23 protein-coding genes are annotated in these 20,014 nt (G+C 67.9%); 11 read left to right on the top strand and 12 right to left on the bottom strand.

Going from position 1 to position 20,014, the window contains the following annotated elements; genetic code table 11:
• Positions 1-46 precede the first annotated feature (46 nt).
• The 4 genes from AAFN46_RS03490 to dksA form a co-directional block, all read right to left on the bottom strand.
• Positions 47-3,001, bottom strand: coding sequence for an ATP-binding protein (locus AAFN46_RS03490; RefSeq protein WP_347807300.1), 2,955 nt, complete (start codon positions 2,999-3,001; stop codon positions 47-49).
• A 44-nt stretch (positions 3,002-3,045) separates the two neighbouring features.
• Positions 3,046-3,222 (bottom strand): hypothetical protein, encoded by a 177-nt coding sequence (locus tag AAFN46_RS03485; RefSeq protein WP_110680926.1) that lies wholly within the window; start codon positions 3,220-3,222, stop codon positions 3,046-3,048.
• 113 nt (positions 3,223-3,335) lie between these two features.
• Positions 3,336-4,223, bottom strand: a complete 888-nt coding sequence (gene gluQRS / locus AAFN46_RS03480) for a tRNA glutamyl-Q(34) synthetase GluQRS (RefSeq protein WP_347807299.1) — start codon at positions 4,221-4,223, stop codon at positions 3,336-3,338.
• Between the two features lie 92 nt (positions 4,224-4,315).
• Positions 4,316-4,759, bottom strand: a complete 444-nt coding sequence (dksA, locus tag AAFN46_RS03475; RefSeq protein WP_043308772.1) for an RNA polymerase-binding protein DksA — start codon at positions 4,757-4,759, stop codon at positions 4,316-4,318.
• 194 nt (positions 4,760-4,953) lie between these two features.
• On the opposite strand from dksA, the gene AAFN46_RS03470 reads away from it, so the two are divergent.
• Together AAFN46_RS03470 and sfsA are read left to right on the top strand one after the other, a co-directional pair.
• Positions 4,954-6,135, top strand: a complete 1,182-nt coding sequence (locus tag AAFN46_RS03470; RefSeq protein ID WP_347807298.1) for a pyridoxal phosphate-dependent aminotransferase — start codon at positions 4,954-4,956, stop codon at positions 6,133-6,135.
• A complete protein-coding gene (sfsA, locus tag AAFN46_RS03465; RefSeq protein ID WP_347807297.1) occupies positions 6,125-6,826 on the top strand; it encodes a DNA/RNA nuclease SfsA in 702 nt (233 codons plus the stop codon). Before AAFN46_RS03470 ends, sfsA begins: the two co-directional genes overlap by 11 nt.
• 94 nt (positions 6,827-6,920) lie before the next feature.
• Here the strand turns inward: sfsA and AAFN46_RS03460 are convergent, their stop codons facing one another.
• Both AAFN46_RS03460 and AAFN46_RS03455 read right to left on the bottom strand, forming a co-directional pair.
• Entirely contained in the window at positions 6,921-7,238 is a 318-nt protein-coding gene (locus AAFN46_RS03460) for a Rieske (2Fe-2S) protein (protein WP_347807296.1), read from the bottom strand.
• Positions 7,239-7,307: 69 nt separating this feature from the next.
• The gene (locus tag AAFN46_RS03455; protein ID WP_347807295.1) at positions 7,308-9,608 is read right to left on the bottom strand and encodes a TonB-dependent hemoglobin/transferrin/lactoferrin family receptor; all 2,301 of its coding nucleotides are present in this window, start codon (positions 9,606-9,608) and stop codon (positions 7,308-7,310) included.
• A gap of 203 nt (positions 9,609-9,811) precedes the next feature.
• On the opposite strand from AAFN46_RS03455, the gene AAFN46_RS03450 reads away from it, so the two are divergent.
• The 5 genes from AAFN46_RS03450 to AAFN46_RS03430 are packed head-to-tail and all read left to right on the top strand — an operon-like array spanning position 9,812 to position 14,520.
• Entirely contained in the window at positions 9,812-10,879 is a 1,068-nt protein-coding gene (locus tag AAFN46_RS03450) for a ChuX/HutX family heme-like substrate-binding protein (protein ID WP_347807294.1), read from the top strand.
• 1 nt (position 10,880) lies between these two features.
• Positions 10,881-11,768, top strand: a complete 888-nt coding sequence (locus tag AAFN46_RS03445; RefSeq protein ID WP_347807293.1) for an ABC transporter substrate-binding protein — start codon at positions 10,881-10,883, stop codon at positions 11,766-11,768.
• 50 nt (positions 11,769-11,818) lie between these two features.
• A complete protein-coding gene (locus tag AAFN46_RS03440) occupies positions 11,819-12,802 on the top strand; it encodes an iron ABC transporter permease (protein WP_347807353.1) in 984 nt (327 codons plus the stop codon).
• Entirely contained in the window at positions 12,802-13,569 is a 768-nt protein-coding gene (locus AAFN46_RS03435) for a heme ABC transporter ATP-binding protein (RefSeq protein WP_347807292.1), read from the top strand. The genes AAFN46_RS03440 and AAFN46_RS03435 overlap by 1 nt, the downstream gene beginning before the upstream one ends.
• A gap of 54 nt (positions 13,570-13,623) precedes the next feature.
• A complete protein-coding gene (locus AAFN46_RS03430; protein WP_347807291.1) occupies positions 13,624-14,520 on the top strand; it encodes a ChaN family lipoprotein in 897 nt (298 codons plus the stop codon).
• A 111-nt stretch (positions 14,521-14,631) separates the two neighbouring features.
• Here AAFN46_RS03430 and AAFN46_RS03425 read toward each other — a convergent pair whose 3' ends face one another.
• Positions 14,632-14,862 carry a hypothetical protein gene (locus AAFN46_RS03425; RefSeq protein WP_347807290.1) on the bottom strand — a complete coding sequence of 77 codons (231 nt, stop codon included), beginning with the start codon at positions 14,860-14,862 and terminating at the stop codon, positions 14,632-14,634.
• A gap of 163 nt (positions 14,863-15,025) precedes the next feature.
• Here AAFN46_RS03425 and AAFN46_RS03420 point away from each other — a divergent pair, with 163 nt between their 5' ends.
• On the top strand, positions 15,026-15,613 hold the full coding sequence (locus AAFN46_RS03420) for a YajG family lipoprotein (protein ID WP_347807289.1): 588 nt from the start codon (positions 15,026-15,028) through the stop codon (positions 15,611-15,613).
• 300 nt (positions 15,614-15,913) lie between these two features.
• Here the strand turns inward: AAFN46_RS03420 and AAFN46_RS03415 are convergent, their stop codons facing one another.
• From AAFN46_RS03415 to AAFN46_RS03395, 5 genes are all read right to left on the bottom strand, one after another.
• Positions 15,914-16,339 (bottom strand): organic hydroperoxide resistance protein, encoded by a 426-nt coding sequence (locus AAFN46_RS03415; protein WP_347807288.1) that lies wholly within the window; start codon positions 16,337-16,339, stop codon positions 15,914-15,916.
• A gap of 188 nt (positions 16,340-16,527) precedes the next feature.
• Positions 16,528-16,977, bottom strand: a complete 450-nt coding sequence (locus AAFN46_RS03410; RefSeq protein WP_347807287.1) for a MarR family transcriptional regulator — start codon at positions 16,975-16,977, stop codon at positions 16,528-16,530.
• A gap of 116 nt (positions 16,978-17,093) precedes the next feature.
• Entirely contained in the window at positions 17,094-17,597 is a 504-nt protein-coding gene (locus AAFN46_RS03405) for a L,D-transpeptidase family protein (protein ID WP_347807286.1), read from the bottom strand.
• 90 nt (positions 17,598-17,687) lie between these two features.
• A complete protein-coding gene (locus AAFN46_RS03400) occupies positions 17,688-17,918 on the bottom strand; it encodes a DUF2789 domain-containing protein (RefSeq protein WP_347807285.1) in 231 nt (76 codons plus the stop codon).
• A 41-nt stretch (positions 17,919-17,959) separates the two neighbouring features.
• Positions 17,960-18,517 (bottom strand): NUDIX hydrolase, encoded by a 558-nt coding sequence (locus tag AAFN46_RS03395; protein WP_347807284.1) that lies wholly within the window; start codon positions 18,515-18,517, stop codon positions 17,960-17,962.
• A gap of 128 nt (positions 18,518-18,645) precedes the next feature.
• Here AAFN46_RS03395 and AAFN46_RS03390 point away from each other — a divergent pair, with 128 nt between their 5' ends.
• Genes AAFN46_RS03390 through AAFN46_RS03380 form a run of 3 tightly spaced genes read left to right on the top strand, consistent with a single transcriptional unit; the run spans position 18,646 to position 19,993 of the window.
• Positions 18,646-19,254: a CoA pyrophosphatase gene (locus AAFN46_RS03390; protein WP_347807283.1), complete on the top strand. Its 609-nt coding sequence runs from the start codon at positions 18,646-18,648 to the stop codon at positions 19,252-19,254.
• 11 nt (positions 19,255-19,265) lie between these two features.
• Positions 19,266-19,790, top strand: coding sequence for a gamma carbonic anhydrase family protein (locus tag AAFN46_RS03385; RefSeq protein ID WP_347807282.1), 525 nt, complete (start codon positions 19,266-19,268; stop codon positions 19,788-19,790).
• Positions 19,787-19,993: a DUF1289 domain-containing protein gene (locus tag AAFN46_RS03380; RefSeq protein ID WP_347807281.1), complete on the top strand. Its 207-nt coding sequence runs from the start codon at positions 19,787-19,789 to the stop codon at positions 19,991-19,993. Before AAFN46_RS03385 ends, AAFN46_RS03380 begins: the two co-directional genes overlap by 4 nt.
• Positions 19,994-20,014: the final 21 nt, after the last annotated feature.

The following is a 20,014-nucleotide window of genomic DNA, read 5'->3' as shown; positions in this document are numbered from 1 at the left end:
TCTCCGAATCCGCGGGCCATGGGCCTTCGCGGTTCTAGGTCACTACTCAGGTCGCTACGGACGTCGCTTCGACATAGCGCGGCAGGGTAACGCGGAATCGGGTTCCGCGCTGGCGTTCGGGGTCGGCCGGGCTGTCGATGGTGATCTGCCCATAATGCTCTTCCACGATCGAATAGACCAGCGCGAGTCCCAGACCGGTACCCTTGCCCGGATCCTTGGTAGTAAAGAAGGGTTCGAACAGACGGTCCATCATCGCCTGGGGAATGCCCGTGCCCTCGTCCTCGACGATCAGCTCGACGCTGTGCTCGGCGGCCTCGCTGCGCACGCGGATGGCGCCGCCCTCCGGCGAGGCGTCGCGGGCGTTGGACAGCAGGTTGATCAGCACCTGGGCCAGACGTTGCGGATCGCCCTTGGCCAGGTGTTCCGGTTCACACAGGTTGAAGAACTGCACCTCGATGCCGTGCCGATTGAGCGACAGCAGGCCGATGGCGTCCTGCGCCACCTCGGCCAGGCTCACCGGATATTCGGCGCGCTGCTGGGTGCCGGCATGGGCGAAGTTCATCAGCGATTGGACGATGCGCGAGATGCGCTTGGTCTGCTGCAGTATCTGCCCGCTCAGCTCGACCATTTCCTCGTCTTCCTCGCGGTCTTCGCGCAGGTTCTGCGCCAGGCAGGCGATGCCGGTGACCGGGTTGCCGATCTCGTGGGCCACCCCGGCGGCCAGGCGGCCGATGCTGGCCAGGCGTTCGGAGTGCACCAGCTGGTCCTCCAGCACGCGGGTCTCGGTGACGTCCTCGACCAGCAGCACCAGGCCGCTGTTGCCCGGCGCCAGCGGCTCGTCGATGGCGGCCTTGTGCAGGTTGAGCCAGCGCACCTCGCCGTCCAGCTGCAGGTGCTGCTTGTGCAGGTGCTCTCCGTCCTGTTCGATGAAGTCCTGCAGCAAACCGTGCCAGGGTTCCTCGAGGCTCTGCAGGCGCGAGCCGACCACCTGCTGGGCGGCGATGCCGGTGAGCTCCTCCATGGCGCGGTTCCACATCAGCACCTCCTGGTCCTTGGCCAGCGAGCACACGCCCATCGGCAGCTCCTGCAGGGTCTGGCGGTGAAAGCGGCGCAGGGCGTCGAGCTCGGCGGCCAGGCCGGTGAGGCGCGACTGGTAGTCCTCCAGACGGCTCTCGATGAAGTGGATGTCCTCGCTGACATAGGCCTCGCTGCCGGACTTGTAGGGCAGGAAGGTCTCGACCATGTCCTGGGCCACGCTGGGGCCCATCAGGCCGGAGAGGTTGGCCTCGATGCGGTCGCGCAGGCGACGCAGGGCGTAGGGGCGGCGTTCGTCGAAGGGCAGGTGCAGGTCGCGCAGGGCGCGTTCGACCTCCTTCTGCGCGGTGACCGCGCCGAGCGGCTTGGCCAGCTCGGTGGCGAACTCCTGCGGCGAGCCGGCCACCAGTTCGCGCCGTTGCGGACGACGCACGTTGTCCACGGTGCAGGCCTCGGCCGCGCTCTTCTCCTCGTCGCTGGCCTCGCTGAACAGCGAGACCAGGGTGAACACCAGCACGTTGGCCGCCAGCGAGCCGACAGCGGCCAGGTGCCAGCTGTTCTCGTCGAGCATGTACACGGTGTTCAGCAGCGGCAGGTGCACGCCCTGCAGGTCGCCGACCAGCGGCAGCAGCATGCTCACCAGCCATACCAGAATCCCGGCCAGCAGGCCGGCGATGAAGCCGCGCCGATTGGCCGTGGGCCAGTACAGCACCGACAGGGCGCCGGGGAGGAACTGCAGGGTGGCGACGAAGGCGACGATGCCGAGGTTGGCCAGGTCCTGCTCGGCGCCGAGCAGCAGGTAGAAGCCATAGGCCGCGGCGATGATGGCGAGGATCAGGCCGCGCCGGGTCCATTTCAGCCAGCGGTAGATATTACCCTCCGCCGGCGGCTGGTAGATCGGCAGCACCAGATGGTTGAGGGCCATGCCCGACAGCGCCAGGGTGCTGACGATGATCAGCCCGCTGGAGGCCGACAGGCCGCCGACATAGGCCAGCAGCGCCAGGTTGCGATCGCCCACGGCCAGGCCCAGGCCCAGGGTGAAGTATTCCGGATTGGTAGTGGCGCCGATCTTCAGGCTGGCCCAGAGGATCAGTGGCACCGCCAGGCTGAACAGCAGCAGCAGCAGCGGCAGGCCCCAGCTGGCGGTGACGATGGCGCGCGGATTGAGGTTCTCGGTGAAGGTCATGTGATACATGTGCGGCATGACGATGGCCGAGGCGAAGAACACCAGCAGCAGGGTGCGCCAGGGGCCTTCCTGCAGCGGCGTGTGCAGGGTGGCGAGGGCGTGCTGGTTCTGCTGCAGCCACTGCTCCAGCTCGCTGGGGCCGCCGAACACGCCGTACAGGGCATACAGACCGATGCCGCCGAGGGCGACCAGCTTGACCACCGACTCGAAGGCGATGGCGAACACCAGCCCCTCATGCTTCTCGCGGGTGGCGATATGGCGGGCGCCGAACAGGATGGTGAACAGGGTGATCAGGGCGCAGAAGCCGAGGGCGAAACGGTCCTGCAGCGGCTCGCGGGTGAGGATGCCGATGGAATCGGCCACCGCCTGGATCTGCAGGGCCAGCAGCGGCAGCAGGCCGACCAGCATGAACAGGGTGGTGAGCACCCCGGCCCAGGTGCTGCGAAAGCGGAAGGCGAACAGATCGGCCAGCGACGACAGCTGATAGGTGCGGGTGATGCGCAGGATCGGGTAGAGCAACACCGGCGCGAGGAGGAAGGCGCCGGTCACCCCCAGATAGCTGGCGAGGAAGCCGAAGCCGTACTGGTAGGCCAGGCCCACCGTGCCGTAGAAGGCCCAGGCGCTGGCGTAGACACCCAGCGACAGGGTGTAGGTCAGCGGATGGCGGATCACCCAGCGCGGGATCAGGCCTTTCTCGCTGACCCAGGCGATACCGAACAACAGCAACAGGTAGGCGCAGCCGATCAGGATCAGCTGGCTGAGTTCAAAGCTCGTCGGCATCGCACTGGCTCTGCGGTTGAGGGGAGTGGGCGGTGATCGACGGCTCAGAGTTCATCGGCATCGCGCTGGCTCTGCAGGATCAGGGTGACGACGATGAGGATCAGCCACAGCAGGTAGGGCCTGTACCAGGCGCCCTGCGGGTCGATCCACCAGTCCATGATGGCGGGGGAGAACAGGTAGATGCCCACCACCAGGATCAGTACCAGTCGGTAGATGTACATGGGTAGCTGCAAGCCTTAAGTAACAAGCGGCAAGTTATAAGCGTTGCGCTCTGGCTTGGCGAGTTTATGTTGCTGGCTTGCAGCTTGCAGCTTGCAGCTTGCAGCTTGGCGCTCTAGCGCAACTGCGCCTCGGCCAGGGTACGGCTGCGCGGGATGCGCGCGGCGTCCCATTGCGCCTGGCCCCAGGCCAGTACCTCGTGCGGGGTGGCGTGGCTCAGCTCGGCCGGCGGTTGCTGGCCGAGGGCGCGCAGGGCGCGGGTCAGCAGCGGCGCGGCCTGGTCGGCCGGCAGCGGCGGCGAGCGGTAGCTCTTGCCCAGCTTGTGGCCGTCCGGCTGGATGATCAGCGGCACATGCAGGTAACGCGGTTGCGGCAGGCCGAGCAGCTCCTGCAGGTACAGCTGGCGCGGGGTGGAGTCGAGCAGGTCGGCGCCGCGCACCACGTCGCTGACGCCCTGCCAGGCGTCGTCCAGCACCACGGCCAGCTGGTAGGCATACAGGCCGTCGCGACGGCGGATCACGAAGTCGCCGACCTCGCGGCCCAGGTGCTGGCGGAATTCGCCCTGCACCCGGTCGCGGAAACGGTATTCCAGCTGCGGCACGCGCAGGCGGATGGCAGCGTCGTGGTCGGGGTGGCCGGCGTCGCGGCAGGTACCGGGGTAGACACCGCCGCTGCCTTCCAGTTGCTTGCGCGAGCAGGTGCAGGCATAGGCCAGGCCCTGGGCCAGCAGGCGCGCGATCAGCGCGGCGTATTCGGCGTGGCGTTCGCTCTGGCGCACCAGCTGGCCGTCCCACTCGAAGCCGTAGCTCTCCAGGCTGCGCAGTATGGCGTCCTGGGCGCCGGCGACCTCGCGTGGCGGGTCGAGGTCCTCCATGCGCAGCAGCCACTGGCCGCCATTGTGGCGGGCGTCCAGATAGGAGGCGAGGGCGGCCACCAGCGAACCGAAGTGCAGGTAGCCGCTGGGGGTGGGGGCGAAGCGCCCGATGTAGGGGGTGTCGTTCATGGAGGCGAGGCTATCGATTGCTGCGGCGCTATGCCAGTCCGCTTATCGGCAGCCGGAAACGAAACGGGGCGCCTTGGCGCCCCGTGTGCAACTCAGGAGCCGAGCTGCTTTTCCTTGATTTCCGCGAGGGTCTTGCAGTCGATGCACAGGGTCGCGGTGGGGCGGGCTTCCAGACGGCGGATGCCGATTTCCACGCCGCAGGAGTCGCACCAGCCGTACTCGTTGTCCTCGATCAGCTGCAGGGTCTCGTCGATCTTCTTGATCAGCTTGCGCTCGCGGTCGCGGGCGCGCAGCTCGAGGCTGAACTCTTCTTCCTGGCTGGCGCGGTCGGCCGGATCGGGGAAGTTGGCGGCTTCGTCCTGCATGTGGTGCACGGTGCGATCCACTTCCTGCATCAGCTCCAGCTTCCATTTGTTGAGGATGCTGGTGAAGTGAGCGCGCATCGGATCGCTCATGTACTCCTCGCCCTTCTTCTCTTTGTAGGGTTCGAAGCCACGAATCAGCTGGTTGCCATTCTGTTTTGCTTTGGTGGGCATGGGACCGCCTCTCACTCTCTCTGATCCATTGCGCAGGATCTGTTCCTTTGCCGGCTCGTACTCCGGGCCTGCGGCTGCAAGCGGGCGAACTTACCAGATCGATTCCGGCGACGCTACTCCCGGTTGTCACGCCTGTTACAGGCTTATGGGCCAGTTGGTTAGAATCCCCCCTTTTCCCCAATAAAGGAAGGCCAATGGCCCAGTCCTTCAGTGCGCGCAGCCGCGCCATCGAACCCTTCCACGTCATGGCCCTGCTGGCCCGGGCCAACGAGTTGCAGGCCGCCGGCCATGATGTGATCCACCTGGAGATCGGCGAGCCGGACTTCACCACCGCCGCGCCGATAGTCGCCGCCGGGCAGGCCGCCCTGGCCGCCGGGCACACCCGCTACACGGCGGCGCGCGGCATCGCGCAGCTGCGCCAGGCCATCGCCGGCTTCTATGCCAGCCGCTACGCGGTGGCTGTCGACCCCGAGCGCATCCTCATTACTCCCGGTGGTTCGGGCGCGCTGCTGCTGGCGTCGAGTCTGCTGGTCGACCCGGGCAAGCACTGGTTGCTGGCCGACCCCGGCTACCCCTGCAACCGCCACTTCCTGCGCCTGGTCGAGGGCGCCGCGCAGCTGGTGCCGGTCGGCCCGGAGAGCCGTTACCAGCTGACCCCGCAGCTGATCGAGCGGCACTGGGACGCGGGCAGCGTCGGTGCCCTGGTCGCCTCGCCGGCCAACCCCACCGGCACTCTGTTGCACAGGGACGAGCTGGCGGCGCTGTCGACCACCCTCAGGCAGCGCGGTGGTCATCTGGTGGTGGACGAGATCTATCACGGCCTGACCTATGGCTGCGAGGCGCCCAGCGTGCTGGAGGTGGACGCCGACGCCTTCGTCCTCAACAGCTTCTCCAAGTACTTCGGCATGACCGGCTGGCGCCTGGGCTGGCTGGTGGCGCCGCAAGCCGCCGTGCCAGAGCTGGAGAAGCTGGCGCAGAACCTCTACATCAGCGCTCCCTCCATGGCCCAGCATGCCGCGCTGGCCTGCTTCGAGCCGGAGGCCCTGGCGATCTTCGAGGAGCGCCGCCACGAGTTCCAGCGCCGGCGCGACTACCTGCTGCCGGCCCTGCGCGAGCTGGGCTTCGCCATCGCCGTGGAGCCGGAAGGCGCCTTCTATCTATATGCCGACATCTCGGCTTTCGGCGGCGACGCCTTCGCCTTCTGCCGCCACTTCATCGAGACCGAGCACGTCGCCTTCACCCCGGGCCTGGACTTCGGCCGCCACCTGGCCGGCCATCATGTGCGCTTCGCCTACACGCAGAGCGTCGAGCGCCTCGAACAGGCGGTCGAGCGTATCGCCCGTGGCCTGAAGACCTGGAATCCCGATGCGCTTTGATCCACCGCTGGAGCAGGGGCGCCTGGTCAGGCGCTACAAGCGCTTCTTCGCCGATATCGACACGGCGAGCGGGCCGCTGACCATCCACTGTCCGAATACCGGCTCCATGCTCAACTGCCTCGATCCCGGCGGGCGGGTCTGGTTCAGTCGCAACGACGACCCCAGGCGCAAGCTGCGCGGCACCTGGGAGCTGGGCGAGACGCCGCACGGGCGCCTGGCCTGCCTCAACACCGGGCGCGCCAATGCCCTGGTGGAAGAGGCGCTGCGTGCCGGGGTGATCAAGGAGCTGGCCGGCTTCGGCGAGCTGCGCCGCGAGGTGCGCTATGGCGAGGAAAATAGCCGCGCCGATTTCCGCCTGGCGTTTCCGAGCGGGCCGGTCTATGTCGAAGTGAAGAGCGTCACCCTGGGCTTCGCCGACTCCAATGTGGCGGCCTTCCCCGACGCGGTGACCGAGCGTGGCGCCAAGCACCTGCGCGAGCTGGCCGCGCTGGCCCGCCAGGGCGTGCGCGCGGTGCTGCTGTATTGCGTCAACCTGTCCGCCATCGAGGCGGTGCGGGTGGCGAAGGAGATCGATGCGGCCTACGCGGCGGCGCTGCACGAGGCGCGTGCGGCGGGCGTCGAGGTGCTGGCCTATGGCGGAGAGATCGCCCCGGACGAGGTGCGCCTGGCGCGGCGGCTGGAAGTGCTGTAGGCGCAAGCTCTGCTCGCGAATGGTAAGCAGGATGGGGAGAGCGCAGCGATACCCTTAGAGCGCTGGGTATCGGCGCCGTGCGCCTCCACCCAGCCTACGGCTCGATCCAGATGCCCGCGGCATCTTCGCGGCAGGCGAGCGCCTGCAGAGCCTGCCCGGCGCAGGGGCCGGTAACGCACTCGCCGCTGTCGATGAGGAACAGCGCGCCGTGGTGGGCGCACTGGATCAGGCTGCCGCTGGCGTCGAGGAAATCGTCCGCGCGCCACTCCAGATTGAGGCCGCGGTGCGGGCAGCGGTTCAGGTAGACGTGGACGCGGCCGTCGCGGCGTACCGCCAGCAACTTGCGGCCCTCGATGGAAAAGCCCCGGCTCTGGCCTTCGGCCAGCTCGCCCGGGGCGCATAGACGAATCATGTTAAACCTCCGCGCCGAGGCGGGGATTATCCCGCAGGGGCGTGGGGCGCGCATCCTTGCGCGCGGGTCTCAGTACTGCCAGGCGACGGAGACGCGGAAGTTGCGCCCGACCTCGCTGTAGTAGTCGTCCGCTTGCGCCAGGGTGCCGGTGGGCACGTTCAGCGCGTTCCAGTATTTCTTGTCGAGGGCGTTGAACAGGCCGGCCTGCAGCTTCACGCCTTTCAGCTCGGCGGGCTGCCACCAGCCGCTCAGGTCGACCACGCCGTAGCCCGGCGCCTCGAAGTCGCCGTCGTTCTCGACCTTGTCGCGCGCCGCCGCGGCGCGCAGCATCAGGTCGGCACCGTACCGCTCGTGCTCGTAGCTCAGGCCCAGCAGGCCGGTGATCGGCGCCACCGAGCTGAGGCGCTGATTGGTCTCGCGGTCCTCGCCGTTGGCCCAGGCCACCGAACCCCACAGCTGCCAGTGCGGCACGAACTGCCAGTGGGCGGCCACTTCGGCGCCGTAGATCTGCACCTTGGCGCGGTTCTCGGCGCGGGTCACGCCGAAGGGGTAGGCGGTGGGATCGAGGCCGAGCGCGGCGATTTGCGCGCTGCTCAGCGCCACGTCGTCGTCGATGAAGTTCTTGTAGTGGTTGTCGAACAGGCTGAGCGAGCCCCCCAGCTTTTCGTTGCCCAGCTGCGCGCCGATCTCGTAGCCGTTGCTCTGTTCCGGCTTGAGGTTGGCATTGCCCAGGCGCAGGTAGTTACCTTCGGCGCCGTAGTTCATGTACAGCTGGGTGGCGTCCGGCGCCTTGAAGCCCTGAGCCCACTGGGCGTAGAGCAGGGCCTCATCGGTCACCTGCCAGGTGGCCAGCAGGCTGGCGGACAGCTTGTGGTCCGCGCTGGACTTCAGCGTCTCGTCGTTGCGCGGGTTGCGGTTGTTGTCGAAGTCGCTGGTGGCCTTCGGCTCCTGTTTGTAGTGGTCGTAGCGCAGGCCGGGAGTCAGCTTGACGCGACCCTCGGCGAAGCTGATTTCGTCGCTGGCATAGAGCGCCCACTGGGTGCCTTCGGCCTTGGGCATGTCGGCCTGGTTGGTATGCAGGAAGTCGCAGGCGGTCGGCCCCATGTACATCGGGTGGCTCGGGTCAATGGTGAAACCCGGGCAGTTGTCGTAGCCCTCGGAGACCTGTTCGGTGTTGATCCGGTACAGCTCGCCGCCCAGGGTCAGCTTGTTCGGCAGACCGGCGATCTCGAAGGCCTTGCCGACGTTGCCGGAGACGCCGTACAGCTCCTTCTCGACCTGGTTGTCGCGGCCGAACGGGCCTTCCGGATACTTGTAAGGGTTGCCCGGCAGGCCGAAGAACAGGAAGTCCGGAATGGCGGCGCGACCGTCGGTGACGGTGCGGATGCCGTTCTGGTCGTCGTGGCGGCGCAGTTTCTGCCAGTAGGCGATGACGTTGGCGCTGTCGATCAGGCCGTCGTCGTCCTCGGCCTGGAAGGCATAGTCGACGGATAGGCGTTGGCGCTCGTTGTGCTCTTCGGTGCCGTTCTCGCCGATCAGATAGCTGCTGCCCTGATTGGTGCGGCTGTCGATGTCGTTCTCACGCTCGAAGAACTCACCGGTGAAGCCGAGCTTGTGGCCGCCGTCGAAGCGCTGCTGCAGCTTGAGCAGCAGGCTCCGCTGCTCGGTGTCGGCCGGGTTGGCCTCGCTGCGGCTGCTGCCGTAGGTATTGTCGTTGCCGCCGCTTTCCAGCTCGTGGCCGCGGCGCTGGCCGGCCTGCAGCAGCCAGGCGCTGTCCTGGTAACGGCCGGCGAGGGCGCCATTCAGGCCCCAGCTGTGGTCGGCGCTGTCGTAATCGCTCTTGACCAGGCTGCCGAAGTCCTTGCCCTCGCTCAGCAGGTCTTCCGGGTTGAGGGTGAACAGCTGCACGGTGCCGCCCAGGGCGCCGGAGCCGACCAGGCTGGAGTCGGCGCCGCGCACGATGTCCACCGAGGACAGACCGTTGAAGTCGATCGAGTCCAGTCCGCCCTGGGCGCCGCCGGTGGGCCCCTGGCTGCGCGCGCCATCGGTCAGCCAGGGCACGCGGATGCCGTCGAGGGTGGTCAGCACGCGGTCGCGGTCCAGCCCGCGGATGTTGATGCTCTCGCTGCTGCGGCTGTAGTTCACGCCCGGCTCGGCGCGCCGGCCGAGGTCGTCGAAGCTGCGGATCTGGCGCTTGTCCAGGGTCTCGGCATCGGTGCTGGTGGTGGTTGGCAGCGTTTCCTGCACGGCGCTGCCGGTGATCAGAGTGGGGGCGAGCTCGGTGGCGACGTCCGTGGTCTGGGCCAGTGCCAGCGAGGGGCTGAGCAGCAGCACCAGCCAGGGGCGCAGGGCGAAGGGTGGGGTGGACATGTGATTACTCCCGCGAGTGGCTCTTGGTGGCCAGAAGATTTGGCGGGCAGCAAGGTAATTTAACTTTGTTCTCAAATGCAAATAGTTATCACAAGCATTGGAATTCGATTCTCGATGGAGTAGTCTGCGCCGACTTTAAGCGAGCCGTCGTTTTCCCGGGGCAGGGGAGTCGTGCTCGCCACATCACGAAACGAGGTAATGCCATGACCATGCCGATCACCGTCCCCAATGCCGCCGCCCTGTATCGGGACTGGCAGCGCCTGCGTGCCGAGCAGCCCGGTCTGCGCGCCCGCGATGCCGCCGCCAGGCTGGGCGTCAGCGAGGCGGAGCTGACCGCCAGCCGCCTGGGCGTGGACGCCGTGCGCCTGCGCACCGACTGGGCCGAGCTGTTGCCGGCCTTCGGCGAGCTGGACTACATCATGGCCCTGACCCGCAACGAGCACTGCGTGCACGAGCGCAAGGGTCATTACCGCGAGGTGTCGGTCAGCGCCAACGGTGCCATGGGCCTGGTGGTCTCGGCCGATATCGACCTGCGCCTGTTCATAAGCCAGTGGGCCAGCGTGTTCGCCGTCGCCGAGAGCACCGAGCGCGGCGTGCAGCGCAGCATCCAGGTGTTCGACCGCCAGGGCGTCGCGGTGCACAAGGTCTACCTCACCGCCAGGAGCGAGGAGGCGGCCTGGGCGCCGCTGGTCGAGCGTTTCCGCACCGCCGAGCAGAGCGCCGAACTGGACCTGCAGCCGCTGGCCGAGCGCCCGGCACCGCGTGCCGACGCCGAAGTGAATGTCGCCGCCCTGCGCGCCGACTGGGCCGAGCTGAAGGACACCCATCACTTCTTCGCCATGCTCAAGCGCCACGACCTGGCCCGCACCCAGGCCCTGCGCCTGGCCGGTCGCGAATGGGCCGAGCCGTTGGCCAGCGCCGAGCTGCCCAGGCTGCTGGAAGAGGCCGGTGCCCGCGCGGTGCCGATCATGGTCTTCGTCGGTAACCGCCACTGCATCCAGATCCACTCCGGCACCGTGAGCAACCTGCGCTGGATGGGCGACTGGTTCAACGTGCTCGACCCCGAGTTCAACCTGCACCTGAGGATGCCGGGCGTGGTCGAACTGTGGCGCGTGCGCAAGCCCAGCAGCGATGGCGTGATCACCAGCTACGAGGCCTTCGACGCCGATGGCGAGCTGGTGGTGCAGCTGTTCGGCGCACGCAAGCCGGGCGTGCCGGAGCTGGTCGAGTGGCGCGAGCTGGCCGAAGCCACCAGCGCCCTGGAGGTCTGAGATGCGCCTCGTCAGGTTTGCTCTGCTATGCGCCAGCCTGCTGTGCGGCCAGGCCGCCGCGGCGGCCGAACTGCCGCAGCGCTGGGTCAGCTCCGGCGGCTCGCTCAGCGAGTGGGTGGTGCGCCTGGGCGGCGAGAACAAGCTGGTCGGTGTCGACACCACCAGCCTGCATCCGCAGTCGCTGCGCCAGCTGCCGAGCGTCGGCTACCAGCGCGCGCTGTCGGCCGAGGGCGTGCTGGCGCTGCGCCCGGACATCCTGATCGGCAGCGAGGAGATGGGGCCGCCGCCGGTGATCGCGCAGCTCGCGGCCGCCGGCATCCGCATCGAGACCCTGTCGGCCAAGCCGGAGCTGGACGTGCTGGAGCACAACGTGCTGCGCCTGGGCGAGCTGCTCGGCGCGCCCGCGCGGGCCCGCCAGCAGATGGCCGCCTATCGCCAGGCGCTGCGGCGCCAGGCCGAGTGGGTCGCCCAGGCAAGGCAGCAGCATCAGGCTCCGCGCGTGCTGATGCTGGTCGGTCACGCCGGCAGCAATCTCATGGCGGCCGGCAAGGACAGCCTGGCGGCGTGGCTGATCGAGCAGGCCGGCGGCGCCAATGGCACCGAGCACAACGGTTACAAGCCGATCTCCGACGAGACGCTGCTGGCTCTGGACCCGCAGGTGCTGATCTTCGCCGACCGCAGCCTGCACGGCGAGGCGGCGCGCCAGGCCCTGCTGCAGCACAACCCGGCGCTGCGGCAGACCAGCGCCGTGCGCGACGGCCGTCTGCTGATCCTCGACCCGAGCCTGCTGGTCGGCGGGCTAGGCCCGCGCCTGCCCGAGGGGCTGGCCGAGCTGGCGGTGGCCTTTTATCCTTCCGCGCAAGCACTGACGGCCGCACACGACCGATGAATCCTGTTTTCCGACCCCGCCCATTGTTGCTGGCGCTGGGCGCCTTGCTGCTGCTCGCCTTCTGGCTGTCGCTGGCCCTGGGGCCGGTGAGCCTGCCGCTGGGCGATACCCTGCTGGCCGCGCTGCGCCTGCTCGGCCTGCCCATCGACGGCGGGGGGCTGCAGCAGGCCGAGCTGATTCTCGGCCAGATCCGCCTGCCGCGCAGCCTGCTGGGCCTGTGCGTGGGCATGGTGCTGGCGCTGTCCGGCGTGGCCATGCAGGGCCTGTTTCGCAACCCGCTGGCCGACCCCGGTCTGGTCGGCGTGGCCGGCGGCGCGGCGCTGGGCGCGGCCATCGCCATAGTCGGCGGCAGCCTGGTCGGCGGCCTGCCGGCGGCCATCGCGCCTTATTTATTGTCGCTGTGCGCCTTCACCGGCGGCCTGCTGGTGACCGCCGTGGTCTATCGCTTCGGCCGCCGCGACGGGCAGACCAATGTCGCCACCATGCTCCTGGCCGGGGTGGCCATGACCGCCATGTCCGGCGCCGGCGTCGGCCTGTTCACCTACCTGGCCGACGACGCCACCCTGCGCAGCCTGACTTTCTGGAACCTCGGCAGTCTCAACGGCGCCAGCTACCCGCGACTGTGGCCGCTACTGCTGGTGACCTGCGGCGTGGCCGTCTGGCTGCCGCGCCGGGCCGACGCGCTCAACGCGCTGCTGCTCGGCGAGTCGGAGGCGCGCCACCTGGGCTTCGACGTCGAGCGAGTCAAGCTGGAGCTGGTACTGTGCACCGCCCTGGGGGTCGGCGCCGCAGTGGCGGCGGCCGGCCTGATCGGCTTCATCGGCCTGGTGGTGCCGCACCTGATGCGCCTGCTGGTCGGACCCGATCACCGCGTGCTGCTGCCGGCCTCCCTGCTGGCCGGCGCCAGCCTGCTGCTGCTGGCCGACCTGGCGGCGCGCCTGCTGCTGGCCCCGGCGGAACTGCCGATCGGCATCGTCACGGCGCTGATCGGCGCGCCGTTCTTCCTCTATCTGCTGGTGCGGGGGCGAGCCTGATGCTGCGCGCGGACAATCTGACGGTGCGTCGTGGCGGCGCCACCGTGCTGCAGGGCATCGACCTGACCCTGCGGCCCGGCGAGGTGCTCGGCGTGCTCGGCCCCAATGGCGCCGGCAAGAGCACCCTGCTCGGTGCCCTGTGCGGCGAGCTGCATCCACACGACGGCAGCGTCAGCCTGGATGGGCGGGCCCTCGGCGACTGGCCCGGCCAGGAGCGCGCGCGGCGCCTGGCGGTGCTACCGCAGAACTCGACCCTGAGCTTCGCCTTCCCGGTGGCCGAGGTGGTCGGCATGGGGCGCCTGCCGCACGACAGTGGCCGCGCGCGCGATGCCGAGATAGTCGCGGCGGCTCTGCAGGCGGCCGATGCCGGTTACCTGCGCGGGCGCAGCTACCTGGCGCTGTCCGGCGGCGAGCGCCAGCGCGTGCACCTGGCGCGGGTGCTGGCGCAGCTGTGGCCGGGCGGGGTAGGGCGGGTACTGCTGCTCGACGAGCCGACCTCGGCCCTCGATCCGCTGCACCAGCACACCACCCTGCAGGCGGTGCGCGATTTCGCCGGGCAGGGCGCGGCGGTGCTGGTGATCCTCCACGATCTCAACCTGGCGGCGCGTTACTGCGACCGTATCCTGCTGCTGCAGTGCGGTCGTGCGCATGCCTTGGGCCAGCCCGACGAGGTGCTGCGGGCCGAGCCGCTGCGCCAGGTGTTCGGCCTCGATGTGCTGATCCAGCGCCACCCGGAACGCGGCCACCCGCTGATCGTGGCGCGTTGAACGAATTCCCCGCTCCCACTTGCGGGAGCGGGGGCTTAGCCATAAGGAACCCGCATGCGCATTCTGCTGCTCTGCTGCCTCACCCTGCTGGCCGCCTGCCAATCCCGTGGCGTGCTGCCGCCGCCGTCGCCCATCGCCCCCGAGGGCCGCGAGCATGCCCAGCTGGGCCAGATCGTCGACCTGGCCAGCGGCGAGCGCATCACGCCCGAGCAGCTGATCGAGCGCCTGGCCCAGGCGCCGCGGCTGCTGGTTGGCGAACAGCACGACAATCCCGATCACCATGCCCTGCAACTGTGGCTGTCGCGCATGCTCTCGGCGCGGCGTCCGCAGGGCAGCGTGTTGATGGAGATGCTTGCCCCCAGCCAGCAGGCCAGGGTCGAGCAGGTGCAGGTCGCGACCCGTGCCGGTCGGCCGCCGGCAGATGCCTTCGCCGCGCTGGCCTGGCAGCCGGGCTGGGACTGGAGCCTGTACGGCGCGCTGGTGCAGCACGAGCTGCGCCAGCCCTATCCGCTGCTGTCGGCCAATCTGGACCGTGCCGAGATCATGCGGATCTACCAGGCGCGGCCGACGCTGCAAGGTCGTGCCGCCACCGCGCAGGCGGTGCAGGACAAGCTGCGTGCGGATATCCGCGAGTCGCATTGTGGCCTGCTGCCCGATACTCAGCTTCCCGCCATGCTCGCCGTGCAGCAGCAGCGCGACCGGCGCATGGCCGAGCGCCTGGCCGCCGCGCCACAGCCGGCCATGTTGCTGGCCGGGGCCTTCCATGTGCGCAAGGATCTGGGCGTGCCGCTGCACCTGGCCGACCTGGGCGAGGGCCAGGGCAATGTCGTGCTGATCCTCGCCGAAGTCGGCAAGGAACCGGCTGCCGGCAGCGCCGACTATGTCTGGTACACCGCCGCCACCGTGGCCGAGGATCACTGCGCCAAGCTGCGCAAGAAGTCAGCTGGGTAGTGCTCGCTCTGTCAAATAAGTGGGTGAAGAGCACCGCGCCAGTGCGAATAGGCACGAGTTCTCCTAAGTGAGCGGCCTTTGTCGCAAAGAGCGGTTCTCATGGCGGACGTGTCAGGCGGCGAGTAGCGGCTTGAGGCTCAGGAGTGGTTGGGGCGGTGCCAGCATAGCCTGCGCTGGCAGCGGTTGTCCCAGCCAGTGCTGGCGCAGTTCGCGCACTTCCACCCAGCCGGCTTCGTCGGGTCGCTCGCGAGCTTCGCGCAGGGCGCGGCAGTTGCCCTTGGCATCCAGCAGGGCGAAGCGGCGCATCCTGGTGCGCGGGGTGAACGGGGACCACAAGCTCATCATCGGACTTCCTCCTGTGTGTGCCCCCTTATCCCATGGCGCGGTGACAGGCGGGTGACAGGAACCGCGCAGGGTCCATTGCGGTCAGACGGCTGTCGGCCAGCCGGGGCGCTGGTTATACTGCCGGCCATTTTTCGCAACCCTCTTTTTCGGAGATCGTCCCATGAAGAAACACCTGCTGTTCGGTCTGGTCGCCGCCCTCGGCGTGGTTCTGGTCGGTTGCGCCCACAGCCCGCAGCAGCTGCGCCCGCAGCCGCGCATGACCGCCCAGCTGACGCCGGTCGGCCAGGGCCAGCCGGTCGTGGTGCGGGTAGTGGACGGCCGCGCCTCGCCGGTGCTCGGCACTCGCGGCGGCATCTATCCGGAGACCAGCGCCATCACCGTGCAGGGCCAGGACATCCTGCCGCGTCTGCAGGCCGAGGCCGAGGCCGCCGTGCGCCTGCTCGGCTTCACCCCGAGCCAGAACGCCTACAACGCCCCGCAGCTGACCCTGACTCTGGCGGAGCTGAAGTACCAGTCGCCCAAGGACGGCGGCTATGTCACCGAGGCCAACATCAGCGCCAGCTTCCGCGCCGATGTGCAGAACAGCAGTCGGCGCTACACCGGCCGCTACGGCGCCTCACTGAACCAGCGCTTCGGCATGGCGCCGAATCAGGAGACCAACACCAAGCTGGTCGCCGACGTGCTCAGCGATGCCCTGACCCGCACCTTCAAGGACCCGACCATCGGCCAGTTGCTCGGCCAGCAGTGAAAGACGCCGAGGGCAATGCTGACCAGCGGTGAGTGTTGCCCGGTGATATCCGGCGTTCATGGGGCAAGCCCATGGCGCGATGAGCGCCGCGTCTAACTGTCCTTCGGACCCATGCGTCCATGGCCCTGGATCAGGCGGTGGCGCTTACGCCGGCAGCTTGCGGAAATAGGCCTCGCATCGTCTGGCACGTCGTGCTCGACGCTCTCGGCTGCCCTTCGTGTTGCTCGACCAGGGACCGTTGCCTGGGGCGGCGCCACCTCACCACATGACGGATATGCAGGTCGCAGAAACTCCTGTGTCTCAGACGAGGTTCAGGCGCATCTCGATGTTGCCGCGGGTGGCATTGGAGTAAGGGCAGACCTGGTGGGCGGCGGCGACCAGTTGTTCGGCGGCGGCGCGGTCGATGCCCGGCAGGCTGATGTTCAGTTCCACCTCCAGGCCGAAGCCGCCGGGAATCTGGCCGATGCCGACCTTGCCGGTGATCGAGGTGTCGGCCGGCAAGGCCTGCTTCTTCTGGCTGGCGACGAACTTCAGGGCGCCGATGAAGCAGGCCGAGTAGCCGGCGGCGAACAGTTGCTCGGGGTTGGTGGCTGCGCCGCCGGCGCCGCCCAGCTCGCGCGGGGTGGTCAGCTTGACGTCGAGGATGCCGTCGGAGGAGACGGCACGGCCGTCGCGGCCTCCGGTGGCGGTAGCGGTGGCGGTGTAGAGGGCTTTGATGCTGTGCATGATGCTGTCTCCATTTGGTTAGCTATCTAAAAGTTTTCGCGCAAACTAAATGCGCGGCATGAAATCTAGTGTGAATTAATTTTGCACGCAAGATAATTGCTAGAAGAATTGGCTATGAGGTGTGATTGGCTGGGAATAAGTGAGGAGGGCTCCGAGTCGGGGCCGCCCGTTGCGAGCGGCGGCGGCTTTCAGACGGACCGCTGCAGTTGGTCGCGCAGGGCGACTATCTGGTCGCGCAAGGCGTTGATCTGCTCCAGCGTCTGGCCGCTGGCCTCGAGAATGCAGGCGGGAAAGCGCTCGGCCTGCTGCTGCAGGTCGCGCCCCTTGTCGGTCAGGCGCAGCTCCACCACACGCTCATCGGCACTGCTGCGGGTGCGGGTGATCAGGCCCTCGGCCTCCAGGCGCTTGAGCAGCGGGGTGAGCGAGCCGGGGTCGGTGAGCAGGCGTGCACTGATCTCGCCGACGGTGATGCCGTCGCCTTCCCATAGCACCAGCATGGCCAGGTACTGCGGATAGGTCAGGCCGATGCTCTGCAGCAACGGCTTGTAGGCCTTGGTCATCAGCAGCGAGGTGGAGTGCAGGGCGAAGCACAGCTGGTTGTTCAGCTGCAGGGCGGTGCAGGATTGCGGCTTTTTCATGCTCGGGGCCTTGGCTCGATAGCTGTGCAATAAGTTATCGCGCAAATTAGCGGTGAGCAAATTTTGAGCAGGTCATAAGAATGGCGCCCACAGGCGCCTTTTCTGGGCTGTGCCCGCTAGGGGCGAATCTCGATCAGCGTGCCGTCCTGCACCAGATCCCACACCTCGCGCATATCGGCGTTGCGCATGGCGATGCAGCCCTCGGTCCAGTCCAGGGTGCTGAAGAACCACTCGGGGTACTCGTCGTCCAGCGGCGTACCGTGAATCATGATCATGCCGCCGGCCGGCACACCCTGCTTGCGCGCGTTGGCGGCGTCGCGGGCGTTGGGGTAGGAGATGTGCATGGACAGGTTGTACTTGTCGCTGGTCTTGCGCCAGTCGATCCAGTAGAAGCCCTCCGGGGTCTTCAGGTCGCCCTCGCGCACCTTGGCGCCGGTGGGTTGCTTGCCCAGGGAGATGCGGTAGGACTTGAGCACCTCGCCGCGCCCCATCAGGTGCAGCTTGCGCTCGGACTTGAGCACCAGCACCTTGTCCACCGCCTGGCCGCGCAGGGTCGGGGCCGTGGTGGCCTGGGCCAGGTTGACGACGGAAAGACAGATCAGGGCGAGCAACCAGCGCATTGCGATGTTCCGGGCAGACACACAACTTCGTTATAGCGCGAGAGTCTGCCTATGCCGAGAACTATGTTCAATGCTCGTCGGGCGGACGGCTCAGGGCGACAGCAGCACGGCCAGTTCGTCGGCCATTTCCGCCCAGTCGGAATCCTCCGCCAGGGCCTCGCTGAGGAACTGTGCCTGTGCCTTGTTCCAGAATGGCGCCTTGGCCAGTTGCTGCCCCTCGGCGAGCCGGTGCTCGCGCAGGAAACGCTCTATATCGGCCTTCTCGGATGGCAGGCCGAGCTGCTTGAACAGGCCGTCGAGACTGTGTTCGCTGGTGTCCATGATGCCTCCTTCCGCTTCCGCAACTGAGATGCAGATAAGGACTATAGACCCCTTCGGTCGTGCGGGCGCAGCGGCGCCATGCCCTCGTGGCGAATCGGATAGTGGTGATCGCGACGGTCGGCGAAGTAGCACTTGAGGGTGCGCCCGACCGTGGGGAAGGCCAGCGCGTCCCAGGGGATCTCGTGCTCGTGGAATAGCTGCACCTCCAGGCTCTCCTCGCCGGCGCGGAAGTCCAGGTCGACCAGTTCGGCGCGGAAGAACACATAGAGCTGGCTGATGTGCGGCAGGTCGAACAGGGTATAGAGCTGCAGGTCGCGCACCCGCGCGCAGGCCTCCTCGTCGGTCTCGCGGGCGGCGGCCTCGGCCAGGGTCTCGCCGTTCTCCATGAAGCCGGCCGGCAGGGTCCAGTAGCCACGCCGCGGCTCGATGGCGCGGCGGCACAGCAGCACCTGCTCGCCCCACACCGGCAGGCAGCCGGCGACGATACGCGGGTTCTGGTAGTGGATGGTGTGGCAGTGCGGGCAGACGTAGCGCGGGCGGTTGTCGCCCTGGGGAATGCGCTGCTCCACCGGGCCGCCGCACTGGCTGCAGAATTTCATGCCGTCGTCTCGGGTTGAGTTGTCGCCATCTTGGCGCTGCAGGCCGCGTTCTCGCAAGTCTGGGTCTTGGGCAGGCTGTGCCTTCGTGCCATGATGCTCGGCAGAACAGAAAGAACCCGAGAATCATCATGCTCGACGAGCTCCTGCAGCGAGTGCGCGGCTATGTGCCGCGCAGCCTGGAGACCGACCGGCAGCACCCCGAGGCGGCCGTGCTGGTGCCGCTGACCCGCAGCGACGATCCCGAACTGGTGCTGACCCTGCGCGCCAGCGGTCTGTCCACCCACGGAGGCGAGGTGGCCTTCCCCGGTGGCCGGCGTGACCCTACCGATCCCGACCTGGCCTTCACCGCCCTGCGCGAGGCGGAGGAGGAGGTGGGTCTGCCGCCCGGCCTGGTGGAGATGATCGGTCCGCTCAGCCCGCTGGTGTCGCGCTTCGGCATCCGCGTCACGCCCTGGGTCGGGGTGGTGCCGGACTACGTCGAGTACCGCGCCAACGACGACGAGATCGCCTCGGTGTTCTCGGTGCCGCTGCGCTTCTTCCTGGAGACGCCGCGCGAAGTCACCCACCGCATCGACTACGAGGGGTGCAGCTGGTACGTGCCCTGCTATCACTACGACAACTACAAGATCTGGGGCCTGACGGCGGTGATGATCGTCGAGTTGGTCAACGTCGCCTTCGGCGCCGCCATCGACCTGCGCCAGCCGCCGCAGCCGTCGGTCCGGGTCATCAAGGTCTGAGAGGAAACGCCATGAAGTACCGCCTGGGCGAGGCCCGTGTCGATGCCCATCCCGAGAGCTGGATCGCGCCGAATGCGGCGGTGATAGGCCGGGTTCGTCTGGAACGGGGCGCCAGTGTCTGGTTCGGCGCGGTGCTGCGCGGCGACAACGAGCCGATCCATATCGGCGAGAACAGCAACGTGCAGGACGGCAGCGTGATGCACACCGACATGGGCTTCCCGCTGACCCTGGGCAAGGGCGTCACCGTCGGCCACAACGTGATGATGCACGGCTGCAGCGTCGACGATTACAGCCTGATCGGCATCAATGCGGTGATCCTCAACGGCGCCAGGATCGGCAAGTACTGCATCATAGGCGCAGGCAGCCTGATCCCCGAGGGCAAGGTCATCCCCGACGGCAGCCTGGTGATGGGCAGCCCGGGCAGGGTGGTGCGCGAGCTGACCGAGCAGCAGAGGAAGATGCTCGAAGGCAGTGCCGCCCACTATGTGCACAACGCCCAGCGCTATGCCCGCGAGCTGGTCGAGGACGAGGCATGAGCGACGAACGGCCGGTCAAGTCGCCCTGCGTCAGCATCTGCGCGCTGGACGAGCAGGACCTCTGCATTGGCTGCCAGCGCACGGCGGACGAGATCACCCGCTGGGGACGCATGAGCAACGACGAACGCCGCGAGGTGCTGGCGCGCTGCGTCGAGCGCACCCGCGTCGCCGGGCAGTTCCTGCAGCAGCCCGCGCGCCCCTGAATTCCCTTTCCCTGTAACCGA

The organism is Pseudomonas sp. CAU 1711 (genome assembly GCF_039888625.1).
GTDB lineage: Bacteria > Pseudomonadota > Gammaproteobacteria > Pseudomonadales > Pseudomonadaceae > Aquipseudomonas.
This window is presented reverse-complemented; position numbering and strand designations above follow the sequence as displayed.